The 18736-nt window shown below is 48.4% G+C and carries 25 protein-coding genes; 13 read left to right on the top strand and 12 right to left on the bottom strand.

Features of this window, described 5'->3' with window-relative positions; translation table 11 throughout:
• Positions 1-25: 25 nt before the first annotated feature.
• Positions 26-835: a helix-turn-helix domain-containing protein gene (locus J0A65_RS08070; RefSeq protein ID WP_206593660.1), complete on the bottom strand. Its 810-nt coding sequence runs from the start codon at positions 833-835 to the stop codon at positions 26-28.
• Positions 836-1727: 892 nt separating this feature from the next.
• Positions 1728-2270 carry a carboxymuconolactone decarboxylase family protein gene (locus J0A65_RS08075; RefSeq protein WP_206593661.1) on the bottom strand — a complete coding sequence of 181 codons (543 nt, stop codon included), beginning with the start codon at positions 2268-2270 and terminating at the stop codon, positions 1728-1730.
• Between the two features lie 111 nt (positions 2271-2381).
• Between J0A65_RS08075 and J0A65_RS08080 the strand changes: the two genes are divergently transcribed.
• A complete protein-coding gene (locus J0A65_RS08080) occupies positions 2382-3305 on the top strand; it encodes a LysR family transcriptional regulator (RefSeq protein ID WP_206593662.1) in 924 nt (307 codons plus the stop codon).
• Positions 3306-3309: 4 nt separating this feature from the next.
• On the opposite strand, the gene J0A65_RS08085 is transcribed toward J0A65_RS08080, so the two are convergent.
• The 3 genes from J0A65_RS08085 to J0A65_RS08095 form a co-directional block, all read right to left on the bottom strand.
• Complete coding sequence (locus J0A65_RS08085; protein WP_206593663.1) at positions 3310-4296, bottom strand: pyridoxamine 5'-phosphate oxidase family protein; 987 nt, start codon at positions 4294-4296, stop codon at positions 3310-3312.
• A 241-nt stretch (positions 4297-4537) separates the two neighbouring features.
• The gene (locus J0A65_RS08090) at positions 4538-4747 is read right to left on the bottom strand and encodes a helix-turn-helix domain-containing protein (protein ID WP_206593664.1); all 210 of its coding nucleotides are present in this window, start codon (positions 4745-4747) and stop codon (positions 4538-4540) included.
• A 9-nt stretch (positions 4748-4756) separates the two neighbouring features.
• Positions 4757-5278: a DUF2975 domain-containing protein gene (locus J0A65_RS08095; protein WP_206593665.1), complete on the bottom strand. Its 522-nt coding sequence runs from the start codon at positions 5276-5278 to the stop codon at positions 4757-4759.
• 81 nt (positions 5279-5359) lie between these two features.
• Between J0A65_RS08095 and J0A65_RS08100 the strand changes: the two genes are divergently transcribed.
• The gene (locus tag J0A65_RS08100; protein ID WP_206593666.1) at positions 5360-5716 is read left to right on the top strand and encodes a hypothetical protein; all 357 of its coding nucleotides are present in this window, start codon (positions 5360-5362) and stop codon (positions 5714-5716) included.
• Entirely contained in the window at positions 5703-5933 is a 231-nt protein-coding gene (locus tag J0A65_RS08105; protein WP_206593847.1) for a hypothetical protein, read from the top strand. The genes J0A65_RS08100 and J0A65_RS08105 overlap by 14 nt, the downstream gene beginning before the upstream one ends.
• Here J0A65_RS08105 and J0A65_RS27905 read toward each other — a convergent pair.
• Positions 5827-6141: a sigma factor gene (locus J0A65_RS27905; protein ID WP_416135302.1), complete on the bottom strand. Its 315-nt coding sequence runs from the start codon at positions 6139-6141 to the stop codon at positions 5827-5829. The two genes, J0A65_RS08105 and J0A65_RS27905, sit on opposite strands and share 107 nt — an antisense overlap.
• A gap of 231 nt (positions 6142-6372) precedes the next feature.
• On the opposite strand from J0A65_RS27905, the gene J0A65_RS08115 reads away from it, so the two are divergent.
• On the top strand, positions 6373-6783 hold the full coding sequence (locus tag J0A65_RS08115; RefSeq protein ID WP_206593668.1) for a VOC family protein: 411 nt from the start codon (positions 6373-6375) through the stop codon (positions 6781-6783).
• A 59-nt stretch (positions 6784-6842) separates the two neighbouring features.
• On the opposite strand, the gene J0A65_RS08120 is transcribed toward J0A65_RS08115, so the two are convergent.
• Positions 6843-7229, bottom strand: coding sequence for a DUF6746 family protein (locus tag J0A65_RS08120; RefSeq protein WP_206593669.1), 387 nt, complete (start codon positions 7227-7229; stop codon positions 6843-6845).
• Positions 7230-7348: 119 nt separating this feature from the next.
• Positions 7349-9475, bottom strand: coding sequence for a TonB-dependent receptor (locus tag J0A65_RS27645; protein ID WP_206593670.1), 2127 nt, complete (start codon positions 9473-9475; stop codon positions 7349-7351).
• 207 nt (positions 9476-9682) lie between these two features.
• Here J0A65_RS27645 and J0A65_RS08130 point away from each other — a divergent pair, with 207 nt between their 5' ends.
• Together J0A65_RS08130 and J0A65_RS08135 are read left to right on the top strand one after the other, a co-directional pair.
• A complete protein-coding gene (locus J0A65_RS08130; RefSeq protein ID WP_206593671.1) occupies positions 9683-10402 on the top strand; it encodes a substrate-binding periplasmic protein in 720 nt (239 codons plus the stop codon).
• 192 nt (positions 10403-10594) lie between these two features.
• Positions 10595-11206 carry a DUF1294 domain-containing protein gene (locus J0A65_RS08135; protein WP_206593672.1) on the top strand — a complete coding sequence of 204 codons (612 nt, stop codon included), beginning with the start codon at positions 10595-10597 and terminating at the stop codon, positions 11204-11206.
• A gap of 261 nt (positions 11207-11467) precedes the next feature.
• Here J0A65_RS08135 and J0A65_RS08140 read toward each other — a convergent pair whose 3' ends face one another.
• Positions 11468-12538 carry a patatin-like phospholipase family protein gene (locus J0A65_RS08140; protein ID WP_206593673.1) on the bottom strand — a complete coding sequence of 357 codons (1071 nt, stop codon included), beginning with the start codon at positions 12536-12538 and terminating at the stop codon, positions 11468-11470.
• A gap of 323 nt (positions 12539-12861) precedes the next feature.
• Between J0A65_RS08140 and J0A65_RS08145 the strand changes: the two genes are divergently transcribed.
• From J0A65_RS08145 to J0A65_RS08170, 6 genes are all read left to right on the top strand, one after another.
• Complete coding sequence (locus J0A65_RS08145; protein WP_206593674.1) at positions 12862-13140, top strand: ACT domain-containing protein; 279 nt, start codon at positions 12862-12864, stop codon at positions 13138-13140.
• A 1-nt stretch (position 13141) separates the two neighbouring features.
• Positions 13142-13651 carry a PTS sugar transporter subunit IIA gene (locus J0A65_RS08150; RefSeq protein WP_206593675.1) on the top strand — a complete coding sequence of 170 codons (510 nt, stop codon included), beginning with the start codon at positions 13142-13144 and terminating at the stop codon, positions 13649-13651.
• 138 nt (positions 13652-13789) lie between these two features.
• The gene (locus J0A65_RS08155; protein ID WP_206593676.1) at positions 13790-14140 is read left to right on the top strand and encodes an ArsC family reductase; all 351 of its coding nucleotides are present in this window, start codon (positions 13790-13792) and stop codon (positions 14138-14140) included.
• Positions 14130-15260, top strand: a complete 1131-nt coding sequence (dapE, locus tag J0A65_RS08160; protein WP_206593677.1) for a succinyl-diaminopimelate desuccinylase — start codon at positions 14130-14132, stop codon at positions 15258-15260. Before J0A65_RS08155 ends, dapE begins: the two co-directional genes overlap by 11 nt.
• Complete coding sequence (locus J0A65_RS08165; protein ID WP_206593678.1) at positions 15254-15934, top strand: M15 family metallopeptidase; 681 nt, start codon at positions 15254-15256, stop codon at positions 15932-15934. Before dapE ends, J0A65_RS08165 begins: the two co-directional genes overlap by 7 nt.
• Before the next feature lie 2 nt (positions 15935-15936).
• Positions 15937-16107, top strand: coding sequence for a DUF2897 family protein (locus J0A65_RS08170; RefSeq protein ID WP_206593679.1), 171 nt, complete (start codon positions 15937-15939; stop codon positions 16105-16107).
• Between the two features lie 14 nt (positions 16108-16121).
• Here the strand turns inward: J0A65_RS08170 and J0A65_RS08175 are convergent, their stop codons facing one another.
• Together J0A65_RS08175 and J0A65_RS08180 are read right to left on the bottom strand one after the other, a co-directional pair.
• Positions 16122-16445 (bottom strand): heavy metal-binding domain-containing protein, encoded by a 324-nt coding sequence (locus J0A65_RS08175; protein ID WP_206593680.1) that lies wholly within the window; start codon positions 16443-16445, stop codon positions 16122-16124.
• Positions 16442-16855, bottom strand: a complete 414-nt coding sequence (locus J0A65_RS08180) for an HIT domain-containing protein (RefSeq protein WP_206593681.1) — start codon at positions 16853-16855, stop codon at positions 16442-16444. The genes J0A65_RS08175 and J0A65_RS08180 overlap by 4 nt, the downstream gene beginning before the upstream one ends.
• 107 nt (positions 16856-16962) lie before the next feature.
• Here J0A65_RS08180 and J0A65_RS08185 point away from each other — a divergent pair, with 107 nt between their 5' ends.
• Positions 16963-17655, top strand: a complete 693-nt coding sequence (locus tag J0A65_RS08185) for a substrate-binding periplasmic protein (RefSeq protein ID WP_206593682.1) — start codon at positions 16963-16965, stop codon at positions 17653-17655.
• Position 17656: 1 nt separating this feature from the next.
• On the opposite strand, the gene astE is transcribed toward J0A65_RS08185, so the two are convergent.
• The gene (astE, locus tag J0A65_RS08190) at positions 17657-18682 is read right to left on the bottom strand and encodes a succinylglutamate desuccinylase (RefSeq protein ID WP_416135304.1); all 1026 of its coding nucleotides are present in this window, start codon (positions 18680-18682) and stop codon (positions 17657-17659) included.
• Positions 18683-18736: the final 54 nt, after the last annotated feature.

Raw genomic sequence — 18736 nt, forward strand, 5'->3', positions numbered from 1 at the left:
GAGCGGCGTAAGGGTCTTCCTATCCTCAACGTAACGTTTGAAGCCACTCTCTGGGGGACATCCCCAGTTTCTTGCGAAAAACCCTCGCCAACGCAGAACCATGTTCATAACCTACTTCGCCAGCTACAAATCCAATTGATTTGTTCTTCTTCAACAACTTTTGCGCCAACCCCAGTCGAATATCGGTTATATAGTCATTCGGTGTTTGGCCAATTACACGCCGAAAACTTGCTGCGAATTTAGACCGGGACATGGCTGCAATACTTGCTAGGGACTCCACTGTCCAGTTTTCGGCTGGCTTGCCATGTATGACTTCTATTACTTTTGACAACTGCGGATGGGTCGCCGCTGATAGCACACCTTGCAAAATAACACCGTTTTGTGTGGCCTCGCGCAACACCTGCAGAATGAAAATATCGCTAAGTCTCTCGATCATCGTTTGACGACCAAATCGCTCTTCGAACACCTCATTGAATAGCCATTGAATTGTATTGGTGACTGTGCTGTTTTGACATAACTCGAAATAAATGAAACTCGGCATAGCATTAACTAATGCCGCACCCATTGAATCAAGCTTAATTGCAGCACTGACCAATTTAGGCGGATCTGAGTCCTGACTAACTAATGTGTGAATACAGTTAGAAGGAAAGAACAGCACACACGGCTTACACACATCTAATTTCCGGTGCCCACGGCATGTCAGGCTGAGCGAACCAGACTCAATTAAATGGATAAATCCACTCCCATCAAAGTGTTTAGTCCCATACAACTCTCCAGCAAAAACCACATCAGCTTGCAGAGAAATCTGGCTCAGGATTTCATTTAATGTATCCATATCCGCAACCTCAATTAATTCTAACGATAAGAAACTTTACGCCCCTTACCATGTTCCCTTTCCGGGGTTATTAAAAAAGTATGCCTGGCAACATCAAATGTTTGATATGGCAATAAACACTTATGTCAAGCTCATAAATCCACACACAAAGTATACACACCTGTCTACATAAATAAAGGCGAAAGACGAAAATTTAAATCCCAATATATCAATGTGTTATAAAATCAAGGCAGAAAAAGCCAAGAAAAATGGCTAGCCAAGTAAACAATTTTGTCTACATTTATTTTCAGAAGGAAATTGATAAGATGAACGATTAATGGCGAACTAATCAACCTATTAGCTAGCAGCACAGTAGCAACGCGGACCACAACAACATCCCCACTACCTATTCATTGTGTTGGTGATTGACCCAAGGAGAAATGACCTTAAGAAATTGCAAGAACACCCGTACCCATCTGTTTTGAGCGGAGTATTTGACTGCCTTTACGGCTCGACCTGCAATAAAGCCCAGCATTTCAGGCCGGCATTATTTAATTGCTCATACCTTGGCCATTTTATGCGATTCATAACCTTGCCCACTGCGGCAGTCCGCGCCGTATGGATTGGCATAAACCTGTTTCGACATGCCACCACTGCTCATTTTACAGGCAAAAAAGGTAAAAAAAGCTGGCCAAGACAACCCTCCTCAACTAGCCAACAGGAGTTAACAAAATGCATACAGATCTGTACACATAAAAAATACAAACCCAAGAAAAATAAGCATTATCTCATTGTTTTAAATGAACATTAACTTAACTTCAACATCTCAAAGAAACAAACAAGGATTAAATACATTATTGTGCAAAATACGCCAAACAAAGTGAAATCCCCCGCCAAAGACGGGGGTAAGTATTTAGTTTGGATTGACAACAGGAAAGTCTATATCCGTTTTCATTACTTCATTGATGTAATTTGTCCAGGTATTGAGAGCAACATGTTGAACAATTTCAATGAGTTGATCTTCGCTATAACCAGCGGAGCGCACAGCTTCAAGATCATCCGCACTCACTTGTCCTCGGTTTCGAGCGACTTTAGCAGCGAAATTAACTGCAGCATCGGCAATGGTGTCTTGTGAACCTCCTTTGCGGTTCAACAATATTTCGGCATCAGACAACTTGGCCAAATTTTTGGCTAAATATGTATGTGCAGACAGGCAATAGGAACAACCGTTAATTTCCGCAACAACAAGGGCAATCCTCTCACGGGTTGCAGCCGATAGATTGCCTTTAGACAATGCGCCGGACATTGCAAGATACCCCTCCAACGCCACTGGGCTTTTAGATACCAGGCGGAACAAATTAGGTACGACGCCTAACTGTTGGTTGACAGCTTCAAGCATGGCTTGGGATTGTTCGGGTGCTTCGGCAATAGATTTAGGAATAGTAATACGTGACATGATTGGCTCCTCTTTGGTTAAACATTCGTGTCGACCTTATAGTAGTTGTGCTTATAATGATTAAATAGAGGGCTTTTATAGCTAGCACTTAGCCAATTTATGGGGAAATAGATGGACCGTATCAATGCAATGATGGTGTTCAACGCTGTGGTAGAAGCCGGGAGCTTTTCTGCAGCCGGCCGCAAACTGGGTAAACCTCAAACCACAGTCAGTCGGCAAGTTAAAGAGTTGGAGGATTATCTAGGGGCGCCACTTATTATTCGTTCTACTCGTAGCCTCAGCCTTACGGAAACAGGCCAGGACTATCTTGAGTCAAGCCGACAGGTCCTCGCACTGGTGGGCGAAATGGAGCGAGCGGCCTCTGGTGAATACGTTCAACCTAAAGGGAATTTAACTATTACCGCCCCAGTTGTATTTGGCCAACGCCACGTTTTGCCTTTGGTTACCGAGTTTTTGAAGCACTATCCTGAGGTTAACTTGAGATTGGTGCTGGCTGATCAGCATATGCACCTGTATGAAGATTTCGTAGACATTGCAATACGCATAGGAAAGCTGCCGGATAGTAATCTTATCGCCAAACGAGTTGGAGAAGTGACTAAGGTGGTTTGTGCCAGCCCTGGCTATATCCAAAGCCACGGGACACCTCATAAACCTGAGGATCTGAGCACACATCAATGCATCTCTTTTGAAGGACTTGACTCACCAAATGAGTGGATTTTTAGCAAAAATGACAAGCCCTTCAGTGTCAGAGTGAATCCAAGAGTTCGCCTTAATTCAATAGAAGCAGCGATTACCATGGCTAAGGAAGGACTTGGGATCACGCGCTTACTTTCCTACCAGGTATCTCCCAGCATTAATGATGGCAGTCTGCTGGAACTACTCACATCTTATCGCCCACTTTCCTGGCCAGTGAGTGTGGTGTTTATTCGTCAAGGTGCGACACCTATGAAAGTCCGACGTTTTGTTGATTTCATTGTTCCCCGACTCAGACAAGTATTGGTGGACATGCAATCATCTTCCATTGGTAGCCGTTGACTGGCTACCATGTACCCATTTTCGTTGAATAGGGTGAAATATCAGCGAAACGAAAGCGGCTGGACATCGCATATCGCCGATGTATGACTCTTGCTATGTCAAACTTCCAAACTAACTGCGCCCCTGACGGCCAATTGCCAGGGTCCTCTTCCCACAGGATTCGTGCGCTTCCTGTTATATGTACCAATTCTCCCGTTGAAAAATTGGCAAACAAAAGTCCTACCTTGGGATTTACCTGGATGTTACCTAACGTGTTGAAATAGTTATTCCCCGGCCAGTCGGGGATGAATAAGCTGTGTTCAGAAGCCTTAATGAATCCAGGTAATCCGCCCCGATGTGATACATCCACGGCTTTTGCCAATGCAGGACGAACGGAATCGTCTGCATAACTGACCACAAAGAAAGTGTGTGCCTGTCTCACTAATACCAGGGTCTGTGCGTCCAGGCTGTCTGTTTCCCTGAACTCCGTCATTGCTTGCTTAGGAGGCAAAACCGGCAGTTGCTGCTGAATATATTTAGGGCAGTTTCCAAAAGCTTGAACCACCTTAATTCGATGACAACTATTGTTACTTGCCAGGAGTTCGCCATTCAGTCGATTACGACGACGAGTCTGAAAATCAATACCTAGTATCCCAACGCCAGCTCCTTGATTGAATCCCCGCAGTACGGGATCATCGACGGCAATACTCGCATTAATATCCAGATAGTTAGGATTGGGACTTGATAAGAAGCCCTGGCGACCCTCGATTATGCTACCCCAGGGATTGCCCTGCTGATCAATGGTTCCCACCACAAGCAAGGGTAACGCTGCATAGAATTCCTGGTGTTGAGATGTTAAGTGATCCTGAATTACACGTCTTCCGTGCCGTTCCATATGGTCTAAGACACCTGCCCTTCTGTGCATATAGCGCTCTCCTGCGTGCCACACCGACTCAGCGATATAACCACCGATTGCCTCGAACGGAGGTCGATTATCAAGATCTTTGCTCATTTCACTTACCCTTGGCTATTGCTACCGGCTTTTCTGCTGCGCAGAGTAGCCACATGAGCTACCGAAAACCGGCAAAACAGAAATCTGAGTCGGGCATATTAAATCGCCACACTCGGGGGGATAAGTCTGCAACTATTGTTAGCAGCTATTCATCTGCCGGTTAGCGGTCATCTAAGTAGAGGGGCCAACTCAACGCTGGCGTAGTGCGAGGTTTTCAGAGTGAGGCCGCTAAAGGAATGCCTCACTCATGATTCACATACTCAAAGATATCTCCCGGCTGACAATCAAGCTCCTGGCAGATTCGCTCCAAAGTGGAAAATCGCACACCTTTGACCTTGCCCGTTCGTAGCAGAGATAAATTCTGCTCAGTGATCCCCACAGCTTCAGCCAAATCTTTGCCTCGCATTTTTCGTTTCGCCAGCATGACATCCAGATTTACCACAATCGGCATGTGGACTCCTTACACAAACTGCTTATTTTCATTGTCCAACTGACAACCTTTTACCAATAAATCACTCATCACCCAAAGGATCATGGCCAGTACCAGCACTTTCACCTCTGCGCTTCCGAGCATGAAGGACAGTACTTTTTGTCCGGGTGGATGATTCCAAGACAGCAAAAGGCTTGAAAGCGCAAAATGCAGCGGCTTAACTACAGCTTGAATCAACAAAAGAACGGCGAACACGCGTAAATAGCGGCTATTGTCGAGAGTAAACAGTTCTCCTCTGGCAAAGTTACTGAATGCGCGGCGCAAATAGTGTAATCCGACCAGCCCAACCCCAAGGTACAGCACGGTAATGCCCCACACCCCGTACCATTGCCAGGATACGACACTCTGCCACTGAATGGGCAAATTCAGACTTTGTCTGGCCAAATGAGCAAAAGAACCCAGGTCAAACAGATAGTAAATCGACGCGGCCGGTGCAATAACCAGCAATAACATACAGCCCCAGGCAATCAGCATTGAACAATGACGACTCATTAACTTCCCCAAATAAATTTGATTGTTTTGGAATGATAAATTATCGTTTTACTTTAATTTTTGTCAAGAAAGTAAAAATCCATGTTCAAACCATTATTGACGACCAGTGTATTAACCATGCTGATGTTTACCGCTTCTCCAAGTCAGGCACTCAGCATGGCGCAGTTTGTTAGTATCTGTGAATCCGCATCGGGTAAGTGCCGCGAGCATCCGACTGTGCAAGCCTACGTAGGAGGCGCACTGGATCTGCTGGCGACCTTAAATGAGCACACCCATTATCTAAGCGCGTTGTATTGCAAAGACCCCAAAACCCTCTTCAACGTGCCGGTGATTATTGATTTTATGCAGACGAATGCTGATAGAAGCTCCAATCAGAATGCGATGTTGCTGGTAGTTAGGTACTTTGAAGCTCATGGAGGTTGTAGTGAAAATTCGTGACCTGATAAGTGCAAGTCTGTTGCTGACACTAGGTGCCTGCAGCAATAAAGGGCTGTATGACAATCTGCGTCTACAACAACGTCATGAGTGCATGAAGCAACCGCCAACCACTAACGACAAATGTCTTGAAGACGCCAATAAGTCTTATGCAGAATATCAGCGTGAACGTGAGGAGGCCTTAAAAGCGCCTCCACAGAAGAATAAGCCTGGCTTGTAACCAGATTCACAGCAGTTTTATACAGATAAGACTCAGGGCGCTTAATACAATCGAGTTGCTCTGATTGCAGAATGCGCACGTAGGTATCTTGTACCACGTCTTCTATCTCTCTGGCAGGAACAAAGCGTCCTACTACCCTTTCAAGACTTGATCTCATGGCGACAAAGGCAGTGCTAATGGCATGCTTCTTTTGCAAAAATTCACTCATCCAGAACAAGACGACTGGCAGAGCAATTTCCGCCAGTCATTTTATGTCTGATCTGTGACAGATTTATGTATCACAGCAGGTGAAAACCACCAGCAAAGCTGGTGGGAAATGGAATGATTAAATGCTTGAAGTGTACTTCACAAAAAATCAGCGCTGTTGTCGATTGTGCAACATGGTTTACGACTATAAGACGCAAACCCTATCTAATCTCAATGTAACAAGGAGCATACTATGTCGAAGATGATTTTTGTGAACCTGCCGGTCAGCGATCTCAGTGCCTCAATGGCGTTTTACACTGCGCTGGGCTTTACCAACAATCCCCAGTTTACCGACGAGACCGCCGCTTGCATGGTGTGGAGTGAGAGTATTTACGTCATGCTGCTGACCCATGCCAAGTGGGCCAGTTTTACCAGTCGGCCTTTGCCGGCAAAAGGGGCGAGCGAAGTGATGCTGGCCATCACCTGTGACAGTCATGCCAGTGTTGATGCCATGAACCAGGCGGCCGGCAAACATGGCGGCACGGCCGATGTGAATCCGATGCAAGATATGGGGTTTATGTACAGCAGAGCGCTAGCCGATCTAGATGGGCATATTTGGGAAGCATTCTGGATGGATCCTGCTGCGGTAGCAGGGGCAGCCTAAATAAGTTAAAGGCCGGCATTCCTATAAGGAATCCGGCCATTTCTTTGTCAAAACAGTACTTAACGCCCTGATTGCAGTAACGTTTCTGCGTGTTTCAGGTACTTCTCTCCTTGAGTTTTTACCTGTTCACCATGGGCCTTTTCCGAACTGAGGTGCACCTCTTCCAGCGTTGCCGCCAGGCTGTCCAGTTCCACATCCACCCGCTGCAACGCATTTTCCAGACTGTATGTCAGTTCATGGATATGCGCCATATCCTGCAAAGACAGCTCTGATTTTTCCAGCACGGTTTTTAGCTTGGCATTGTAGGTGGTCAGGTTGGCAAGTGCCTGTTCCAGGCTTTCGGCTGTCTGCCCCTGATAGTGGTCAGGACGCTCACTGGCAAAAACAGTGGCGCTGCAGGCCAGCATCACCACCATAGCCAGTGGCTTAACGCATTTCTTACCCATAACTCTTCCTTATTTGGTTTAAAAAGTACTTCGCAGTACCAACAGTGAAGGCGAAGAGGTTTACAGCATCAGGCGTAAACCTCAGGCGGCGGATGGTTGCCCTTCCACGCCGCGCCATTCTAGAAACGATAGCTGGCCCCGACATTCAATGTCGTGCCAAGGCCTTTAACCGCATAGCCGCTGCCATAACGGAAAGCTTGTGAACGTGCCGGGAAATAGTCTTCATTCAGCAGGTTTTCGACTCCGCCAAACACCTGCCAGTTACCGAGTTGATAACTCGCCGACAGATTTAACACGTCATAAGCATCAATTGGCCCTTGGTCGCCCGTGTACAAGCCATCCGCATTAGGGGAGAAACGATCACGAGAGAAGACATGCAACCAATACAGGCTAACCGACAACGCTTGCTGAGGCTGATAACGCACGGCCGTACTTAACTTGGGTGCGCTGATCTGCCTGCCCCCCAGATACACATCATTCTGGGTGTCCTTACCTTCGGTATAGCCATAGGCGGCATTGATGCGCCAAGCATCATCGATACGGTACTCGGCACTCATCTCGTAGCCCCAGATCTTTTGTGGCGCGCGCACTGGCCGATAGATACCTGTTGCAGCGTCTAACTGGCTGCCAGTGCCAAGCTCTGAGGTACTGCGATATACCGCCATATTCAGATAAAGTTTGTCCAATTGGCTGGAGAAGCCCACCTCATAGTTTTTCACTACCGAGGCTTCACTTTGAATACGGTTAATATCATCAACAGTGGCAGTGCGAAGTAACAAGCCCAAATCCGGCACTTCATAACCTTCTGAGTAGCTGACAAAAGGTGAGAAGGCGGCATCAGCATTGTATCTGACCCCCAGATTATAGGTGGTTGCGTTGTAGCTCAGTTCACCGCCTGCCACCTCTTTAGGTACTGAACAGGTGGTCGCATTGCGACATAGCCTTAAGGTCTGATAATCATCCACTTCTACGTCTATAGACTCGCGACGAGCCCCGGCTTTAACCACCCAATCGTCACCCAATTCCCACTTACTTTGCAGAAACAGGCCGCGAGAGCCCATATCCATTTCCGGCACCCAAATACGACCATCCAAAAACGGCTGTGATGTAACATCTTCCAATACGTCCGCCCCGTAGATTAAGGTGACATCCACGCCATCAAAGCCTAAACGGCTGGTCAGTACCGAGCGCAGTCCGCGTTTTTCCGACAAAATGGCTGACTGACCTCCGTCAAATCCCTGCTCTGGATTGGCTAATGTCGCAGACCAGAAAAACACGTTATCAATTTTCTGTTGATAGGCATCCACAACTAACGCGGTATTGGCGAACACTTCATCATGTTCGTACTTAAACATCAGGTTGTGATTACCATTGGGACCTTGCGCTTCACCACGCGGCCTCACACCATCTGCAAGCGCTACTGCATAGGTTTTTGTTCCAAGGTCAATATTACCCGGCATATCCACATAGTTTGCATCCTGATCGGAATCGTAATAGTTATAGGTCAGTTGCACCCGGCTTAGTGCATCTAATTGATAGTTCAGCTTGATAAACAGATCACGCTGCTCGCTATCAGACAATCCGTATTGCAGGCCCAAAATGTCGCCATCGGCATCACGTTGCACACCGTAGCGTTCCTGTGAGGCTTTTACCACATAGCCCAACCCTTCAAGCTGGCCATCGGCAGATAGCACAGTACGGTAACCCAAGCTGTCTTCCAACTTGACCAAGCTGGTACGTGCAGATTGACTCAAGGTAACATTGGCCTTGTCGTCGCCGGGCTTTTTGGTGATGTAGTTAATCACCCCGCCAGCCGCACCGTTACCCCAAATTGAGGTCGCGCCATTAACCACTTCAATACGTTCAATGCTGGCCGCATCCAGGGTACGGATACCCAAACCGCCATTACGCAACGGCGTGTCCTGAGGTACGCCATCAATCATGACCAGCACATTACGGCCACGTAGAGTTTGGCCAAAGTTGCTGGTACTGCCGGTACTGGCAGCCATACCGGGCACAGCCAGTGCCAACAGGTTTTGTAGCTCAGCGCTGACATTCAGGTTTTCAACCAGCGTTTGCTGATCGATAAGTGTTACGCTGGCTGGCACTTCATCCAGACTTTCAACAATACGGCTGCCTGTTACCGTTACCCTTTCAAGCTGGTTATCCTGTGCCACCGTCTGATGAGCAGAGAGAGCGGCCAGTACAGCTAAACTTACGGGCGTAACGCGCTTTATTAAGGTCATAGGTATTCCTGAGTGTTGAGTGCAAGTTGTTATTTGCCGCGGATTTTAAGCAACCACAAATCAAATAACAATCACTATCATTTGCAAATGTATTTATTTGCTGAGCCTGATATTGGGTTAAGTTAAGAATCTCTGAGGTAAATCAAAGTCTTGTGGCTCAAAGTTGGTTATTGTGGTTAGATTAGGGCTCTCAGGGAGAAGGATTTCATGCGTTTAATTTTGTTCAGCGTGCTGTTGTTAGCCACAAAATTGAGCTTTGCGAAAGAGCCGTTCATTCTGGCTGCCGAGAGCAGCTGGCCACCTTATGCCAAAGAGGATGGACAAGGTATTTCACGCGAGATCATCGAGAAAGCCTATGCGCTGGTTGGCATGAAAGTCACTTTTGTTATCGTCCCCTACGCACGAGCCTTGCATTTAACCAAGCAAGGCGATGTAGACGGTGCCTTTAACGTGACCCGCCAGCAGTCCACCGAACGTGACTTTCTGTTTGGTGAAGAGCCATTATTGCAAGCCGCGGCATCTTTCTATTTTCCCCCTGACTCGAATCTCAATTTTGATTCTATATTGGATGCGCCCAATAGAATGAGTGTGGCGATCATCATCGGCTATGAGTACGGCGACCTTTACGACAAACAGCGCTACCGATTTAGTGAAGTGGCGGTGACCAGCCAGAAACAGATTATTCAGCTACTCAGACGTAACAGGGTACAGTCCGCCATTATGTTCGATAGGGTGGCGGAGTATCACCTTGAACAGTTGAAACTGCCTAAAGATAGTATTCGCAAAGGCCCTCTCAACCACATCAGCAATATCCATGTGGCTTTCAGCCGCAACCGACCTTCGGCGCGAGACGCCATGATAAAACTCGATGAAGGCTTACGCTTGTTGCGTCTGTCACATCCACAAGTCAATGAGTCAGCGCTTTAAGCAGCAAGCAACCTGGCGGCGTTTTATTTGTAAACAAGCTGCGCGCTAACCTCTGATAGTACGGAAATTTCCATGAAAAGTGGCAAGTTAGGCTGGGAAATGAATCCTTCCCGTGTTAAACAGAAACTGGTCTGGGCTTTTACAAGGCAAACCTAGACGACAACTTCTGAACTTGCGGGCAGGGAAGACATTTTGAAATACCAAGGAAAGCTGACAAACTGGAATGATGAGAAAGGCTTTGGTTTTGTTGAACCCAACGGTGGAGGAAACCGTGCTTTTGTGCATATCAAAGCCTTTGTTCGGACTTCCAGAAGACCAATGGAAGGCGACGTGATCGTTTATGAGCCGGTGCTGGAATCACCGGGTAAATACAAAGCCACTAATATCAGTCTGGCCATCGATCGCAAGGCAAAAAAGCATTCTGCACCAGGAACGCGGAAGCTGGGAACTATTGTAGTGCTAGCTTTCTGTGCACTTTTAACCGCCTTTACCCTGCTGAAAATACTGCCTGTCCAAGTATTACTGCTTTATCTCGGGGCCAGCCTGATAGCCTTTGTGATGTATGCCCTGGATAAATCCGCCGCCCAACATAACCGTTGGCGTACGCCTGAAAGTTCCCTGCATATGTGTGCGCTGCTTGGTGGCTGGCCAGGCGCTTTTTATGCACAAAACAAACTCAGGCATAAGTCTAGCAAAGCGTCCTTTAAGCGTATGTACTGGGCCACAGTAGTGGTCAATCTGGCTGCATTTTTTTGGCTATTGAGCGAATCAGGAAAGCAGTTTTTAGCATTGCTCCCCATCTGAACACCCCCTCACTGCTCTATTCACAAATATGAAGATTGAACATTATTGCCACCCCATCAACGATGCGATGATAAACCTGTTGTTGGAAGCAGATCCCAACATAAAGGCGATACATGCCTATCTGCCTACAGCAAAGGGGCTTGTAGCGTCCTGTCAGTGCCAAGGCTCACTTAACCAGATTGGCTTCCTTTACGCCAACCTTGTGATCTAAGTCACTCATAAATCCTCCTGGTCTATATAGGTCAGGTCCACTCTATACCACTAGCGGGTAAAGCCAATTGGGCGGATCTGGCTGGCGATATCCCGCTTGCCCAGCAACTGCGAAAAGGCCTCACCCAAACGGTCGGATTCACTTAACACTTTCTGCCAGTAGGGAATGCGCTGCTCAGCAGGCATTTGTTCAAAATCTTTGCGATCCGGGATTTTGCCAAAGGGGAGCGACGCAATAAACTCGGCGGAAGGCACAACCATTAACACCTTGTCATAGCTCGAGTGGGCAGGACGGCGATAAGAAAGGGACTTATCAAACCAGCCTGGGACTGCACGACGATTAAAGTGTGGATAAAGCACCAAGCCCGGCATCGGACCAAAAGACAGGTCAAAATGATAGTCTATGATACCGCCATCCCTATACATACCAGGGGGAGCGCCGGGGATATCCTGAACCCCTTCCAGTATCAGCGGAATAGATCCCGATGCCATCAGCGCAGCTTTGAGGTTGGCATGACTGAGCGGCACCTGATAACTGGCCATTCCCATTGGGTCCTGAATATGTAATTCGCTGCCTGGCGCGCCAAAACTATAACGCTGATAAAAACCTGACAGCCAGCGACGCCTTATCAGATTGGCACCGGCACTGGCCAGCAACCCGCTCATTTGCAAAGGTTTGCTCTCACGCGCTAACCAGCCACGACACCGAGCCACGATAAAGTGCGCTTTAACGATCGGATTAGTCAGTATCTCGCTGATTCCCGATTCGCCAAGTACATAATCAAGCAATTCCCTACCTTTAAGACTGATCTCTCTTGCATCAGGTTTAGTCGAATAGACAGTGTGGGAATAACGCTCAGCCAGTCTGTTTATTGCCGCCAGCGAGTCGTTTTGAGCAAAACAGGCAAAGCGAAATGCACCAGCCGACGAGCCAATAGCCTGGATGGGTCTGTCACGCCCCGCAAATAACTGTGGAAAAATCACCCTGTCCAGTCCGGCCAACACAAACCACTTTGGTCCGCCCGACGCGCCGAGCATGTAATCAAACAGATCCGCATGCAGTCCTTCATCTTGTATTTGCCGATAGGCCGCAGGCCCGGCATAGAGTTCCAATACCGACATCAAGGTACCTGTTGGGTGTTATTCACAGACCGCCTCTTTTACGTATGCCAGGCGTCCTCGTCAAGGCTTTAAAATCACTAATTTAAGGTTGACTTTAGTAAAAAACAGCCATAATCGTTGATTTTATCGCCACTGTAGAAAAACCGAGCAGGATAACTTTTCTTTTTAATATCAATAAGATAATTAGATTATAACGAGAACTCAACAAGGTTATCCACAGATATCGTGGATAACCTTGTCGGAATAGCCAGATCTACTAACTTGCACCCACTCAAGCCGTTGCGCACAATAACGATCCGGTCTCTGGCCACAAAGGAAGCGCCATGTCTAAACAAACCCTCACCGAGTTATCCATTGTGGTGCCGGATACCTTGTCACTGGCATCTGACAGCTGTGATGCAGGTTGGCGAATACTGGAGGTTTTAGGCCCGCTGCAGCTTTCTATGGTGGGCATCATGGCCAGTATAAGTTCAGTTCTGGCTAAAGCTCGGGTCAGCATCTTTGTCGTTTCAACCTTCGAAACTGATTACTTTTTGGTAAAACAGCCTGATCTCGAGCGGGGGATTCAGGCGTTACAACAAGATGGCTATAAGGTCGACTAAGATGTGGAATCCCTGCAACTTAGTCAGCTCCAGCGCCCCCGAGGGTTCGCGCTTGCAATTGCCTGTATTGGCTCCCGTTAGCGGCAAAGTCGGCTTGCTAGGCGATGTGCCAAGCCCAGCCTATGCCAATGGGCTTTTTGGTGTTGGGGTCGCCATAGATATGGCCGGCCATCGCCTGCAAGCCCCTTTCGACGGTATTTTGCAAGACCAAACCGCCAGCGGTGAACAATTGCGCCTGCGTAGCCGCCAGGGACTAGAGCTGCTGATCCAGTTAGGGATAGACAGCCACAAGCTTATGGGCGAAGGATTCAGGGCTAAGCTGCGCAGTGGTCAGGCTTTTACGCAGGGTCAGGCACTGATGGACTTTGATCTGAATTTACTCAAGCGACGCTTTGGTGTCGCTCATTGTCTGGTGCTGATTTCACAAACCAGCAAACTCAGCGGCATCCAGGCTCACTGCCACAGTATGTTGGCGGGGCAAGAGCCTTGCATGACGCTGCATTTTCGCTAGCGCTGGCGGGCGTCAAGGCTAATTCCAAATCGCATGGATTTGGCAGTATTTGGTATAGCCAGACAGGGGCAGATGGTTCAATCGCGCATCACTTTAAGCTAAGCTTGCAGCCCCTTAGTTTCGAACAAGACTCATCCCATGACCACCATGTACGGCATTAAAAACTGCGACACCATCAAAAAAGCCAGAACCTGGCTGGAGCAGCACAACATCCCTTATGAATTTCACGATTACCGCGTTCAGGGGCTGGATGGCGAATGGCTGCGCAAGGTGGCCGAAGTTGTGGGATGGCAAACCTTGCTCAACACTCGTGGCACCACCTACCGTCAACTAAATGAAACTCAGAAGGCCGATATGGACGCAGACAAAGCCATTGCGCTGATGTGTGAGTACCCAGCCATGATCAAACGGCCATTACTGCAACACAACCAAGATTATCAAGTCGGTTTTAAAGCCGATGATTACGCGAGCCTGTTCAATGCAAAATGATGTACTGGCGCTAGCCAAAGCGCTGATAGAAAAAGACTCCATTACCCCGGAAGACGCCGGTTGCCAAACGTTAATGGCGGAGTTTCTGCGTCCGTTGGGTTTTGATATCGAAATGATGCATTTCGAAGACACCCTGAATATGTGGGCACGCAAGGGTAAACAAGGCCCGCTGTTTTGTTTTGCCGGTCATACCGATGTGGTACCACCCGGGCCATTGGATAAGTGGCAGTTCCCGCCTTTTAAACCGACGGAGAAAGACGGTTACTTGTACGGCCGAGGTGCCGCCGATATGAAAGGCAGCCTGGCAGCCATGTTAGTTGCCACCAGACGCTTTGTGGAAAAACACCCTGAACATCTGGGCAGCATCGCTTTTTTAATTACTAGCGATGAGGAAGGTCCATTTATTAACGGTACCACAAGGGTCATTGACACGCTCGAAGCCCGCAATGAAAAGATTACCTGGTGCCTTGTGGGTGAGCCTTCCAGCACACACCAGGTAGGCGATATCGTCAAAAACGGCCGCCGCGGATCGTTAACCGGTCACCTGCAGGTAAAAGGGATTCAAGGACATGTGGCCTACCCTCATCTGGCGCGTAACCCAGTGCATCAAGCAGCACCGGCGCTGGCCGAATTGTCCGGCATCGAATGGGACAAGGGCAATGCGTCATTCCCCCCCACCAGTTTCCAGATATCCAATATTCAAGCCGGCACTGGCGCAGGTAACGTGATCCCCGGCGAACTCGCTGTTCAGTTTAACTTCCGTTTCAGCACCGAAGTAACCGATCAGCAGTTGATTGAACGTACTCGTGCGATTTTGGACAAACATGCACTGGAATACGATCTGGAATGGACCTTTAACGGCCAACCCTTTCTAACTGACAGCGGCAAATTGGTAGACGCTACCCGGGAGGCAATTCGCAAAGGTTGCGGACTGGAAACCGAATTATCCACCGCTGGCGGTACCTCGGACGGACGTTTTATCGCCCCAACCGGCGCGCAGGTCATCGAACTTGGACCGATCAACGCCACCATTCATAAGGTCAATGAGTGTGTAAAAATAGAGGATCTGTATAAACTGGCTGACACGTACGAAGCGTTGCTAGAAGGCTTGCTATGCTAAGCGCCTTGCAGCTAACCGGTCGGGATCGCAGCCACCTGATTGAGTGGCGCCCCGGCCATTGGCTGCAACCGCAAGTTGCCGACGCCATGGAACATATGACTCAGGCTGCTAATAATGAGGGTATCGACTTACAGCCGGTCAGCAGCTTTCGTGATTGTGCCCGCCAGTTGGCTATTTGGAATGCCAAATGGCTAGGGCAACGACCGATTCTGGATATTCACAGCAGACCGATGGATATCAATCAGCTCTCAGAACAACAAAAACTCTTTGCTATTTTGACCTGGTCGGCCCTGCCTGGGGCCAGCCGTCATCATTGGGGCACGGATTTAGATGTGTATGATGCGGCTGCGGTGAATAACTGGCCTGAAAAATTTCAGTTAATCCCGCAAGAATATGCCCAAGGCGGTCCTTGCCATAAGTTAGCCTGCTGGCTGGATAAAAACGCCCAGCGTTTGGGATTTTTCCAACCATATCAGCAATACACCGGTGGCATCGCCACCGAACCTTGGCATTTGAGCCATCGTCGTTGTGCCGACCAGATGCAGTCTCAGCTAAGCCTGATGACATTACAGCAATGCATTGAAGAACTGGATATTCTGGGCAAAGAAGTCATTTTGGCTAATCTGCCAGACATCTACTACCGCTTCATCCAATTAAACACAGAGGCAAATTAACCATGAGTTGGACAGTCGCTCTGATTATCCTGTTGGTACTTGGTGTTATCGTCAGCAACTTACTGCTGCTCAAGCAAAGTGCCAATCACAAACTTCCCAGCCTCAAGGATAAACAACCACAAGACAAAACGGAAAACCATAAGGGATCGGCCTGGGATGAGGATGACGACTAAGTCATCCTATTGAGCTAACCTCGATAACGAACAGCAGTGCCGCTGATACTGACCATCAGCATACTGCCTTTACTGCCCACCACCTGATAGTCTAAATCTACCGCCAGGACGGCATTTGCACCTAGTGATCGGGCTTCCGCTTCCAACTCAGCAAAAGCAATTTTGCGGGCCTTGGTCAGCTCATCTTCATATGAGCCGCTGCGCCCCCCCACAATATCGCGAATTGAGGCAAATAGATCAGAGAACAAGTTGGCCCCCATCACGGCTTCGCCGACAACAATACCCAGATAGGCCTCAACTTCCTTTCCTTCTAAATGGTGCGTGGTCGTAATGATCATGCTTTAAGCTCCTCTAACAATTGACTAATCGCTTGGCATTCCTCGGCTGCCTGTTCTGGCTTATAAGGTATAGCAGGATGCCTCCCCCACACGGGAGCAGGCCAGGCAATATCATGACGAAATCGGGCAATATGATGCACATGCAGTTGCTCGACCACATTTCCCAGTGCAGCCAGATTCATTTTATCGGGCTGATAACGTTTCTGCATGGCCCGGGTCAGGCAAGCTGACTCAACCCAAAATTGTTGTTGCTGAGCAATGGACAGATCCAGAATTTCCCTTGCCCCGTGGATTTTGGGAACCAGTATCGCCCAGGGATATTGGCTATCGTTCATCAACAAAACCAGACTTAAGGGGAGCTCGGTAACCAGCAGGCAATCCTGCTGCAGGCGGTGATCAAGTTGAAACATGCTAATTAAATGAGTAGCCTTAAACAGAATGCATTCAAAGATACCCAATTGTGCTGCACCTGACCAACTCAATTTACACCGCTTGCCAACGACCAGGATTTTTTCTGTTGCTTGCCTTGTTACTCTCCTTTCATGCGCAAGCCAGCAGTTTAAGAGTGGTTACCGAGATATCGCCGCCAGCGCAAACCTGGGAAGAAGATCAGGTAGGCGGCATAGTGACCGAACGAGTGCGTAAGGTGGTCAGTGGTGCCGGATTCCAAGCCGAGATTCAGGCCTACCCTTGGGCCAGAGCCTATGAACAGGCATTGGCAGGACCATCCATATTAATTTATGCGATGGCGAAAACGCCCGAGCGGGAAGCTCATTTTAAGTGGATAGGCCCAGTCGGCCGTTATCGTCTTGGCTTTCTTAAGCTCAAACGCAACCAAGATATCACCATCACGCAGTTAGAACAGGGGCGGCGCTACATCACCGCGGTACAGCGTCAGGATGTGGCGGTAGATGTACTGATGCAAAGCGGCTTCGAACAAGGCAAGCAACTATTTCTCACCGCCGACATCCAGCAATCCTGGGAATTGCTGCGTAAAGGCAAAGTCGATCTGATTATTGAAGACCCGGATGTCATTGACGAGATGCTACACAACCTGAAACTAACCCAGCAAGACGTGGAGTTCGTTTACATGATCCCAGAGTTGGATCAGCTTACCTATCTGGCTGCCAGTTTGGATACGAGCGACAGTCTGGTAGAGAAGCTCAGACTGTCACTTTATCAACAGGATTTTTCCCTCGACGATTTGTAAGTCAGATGCTGGTTGGCACCACAGTTAACAGCGCACGTTGCCCCAAGGCCACCTTAGCATTAGGAAACACTATGGCCTCCCCTTCCTGCTCGGCAAAATACTGAGCACCGGTTTCTTCCGCTAACAAATAACCTTTGGGAAAATCAGTAAAGTTGGGCGCATCATCGGCAAAATTCAAGCGGAAGTCTTCCTGTGTACGATTAATAATCTGATTGATTTTATATACCAGCACAGCATCAGGATTGTACTCGGGCAGTGACAACGCCTCCTGGCTTATCAATGCCAGCAAGGTATCTCTGGCCTGTTGAAAGCGCTGCATGTCATTTTGCCCAAATGGCGCCACTTTACCCAATTCTACGGTAAAGGCATCAGCACCAAACTCATTGGAGGAAAAATAACTGAAGGTGGTGGTCGGGCTATTGGATAACAAGAACGTATTTACCCCGCAGGCAAACAAGAACTGTAATTGCGATTGCTTCCAAGGCTGACCATGACGAAAGGGATAAACGGCAAATTTTTCATTCTTCGAACCGCGGATAGCGGTATGTAAATCGTAGTGGCAGCGGTAGGTCTGGCCCAATTTCTCACCTTGTCGATAGAAATGCCCAACAGCCAATTCCAGCTCTTTAGCTCGCACACGTTCCTGATTAACAAGGCCAGGCCCTGACGAGTGAGCGCCGCTGAACAAGCGGTTCATGTTCTCTTCGACAAAACGCTCACCTAAGTCCATTGCAGGTAGGTTACCGAACAAAAACAACACCCGGTGAGAAGCGGTCAGTGTTTCCGTTAGCAAAGCTTGAACCAGCTCGTCACATATCTCAATGGGCGCCGTTTCATTGCCGTGCACGCCGCTGGACAACACGATGTCTTTGCCTTTGGGAGATACGGGCGTAAAGCTGATAATACCTGGCGCACTGATTTCCACTTCGGTGCCATTGTCTAAAGTGAATGCAAAAGGCGCAGTAAAAAGCGCGGGAGATTGGCGGCTAAGAGAGAGAAATTGACCGTGCGAACGCAACAACTCGATAGACATAGGGTTCCTGGCTAATGAATTTGGTCGCTTATACTACCAGAATCACTT

The sequence above is a fragment of the Bowmanella yangjiangensis genome, from assembly GCF_017255015.1.
In the GTDB taxonomy this organism is placed as follows: Bacteria; Pseudomonadota; Gammaproteobacteria; order Enterobacterales; family Alteromonadaceae; genus Bowmanella; species Bowmanella yangjiangensis.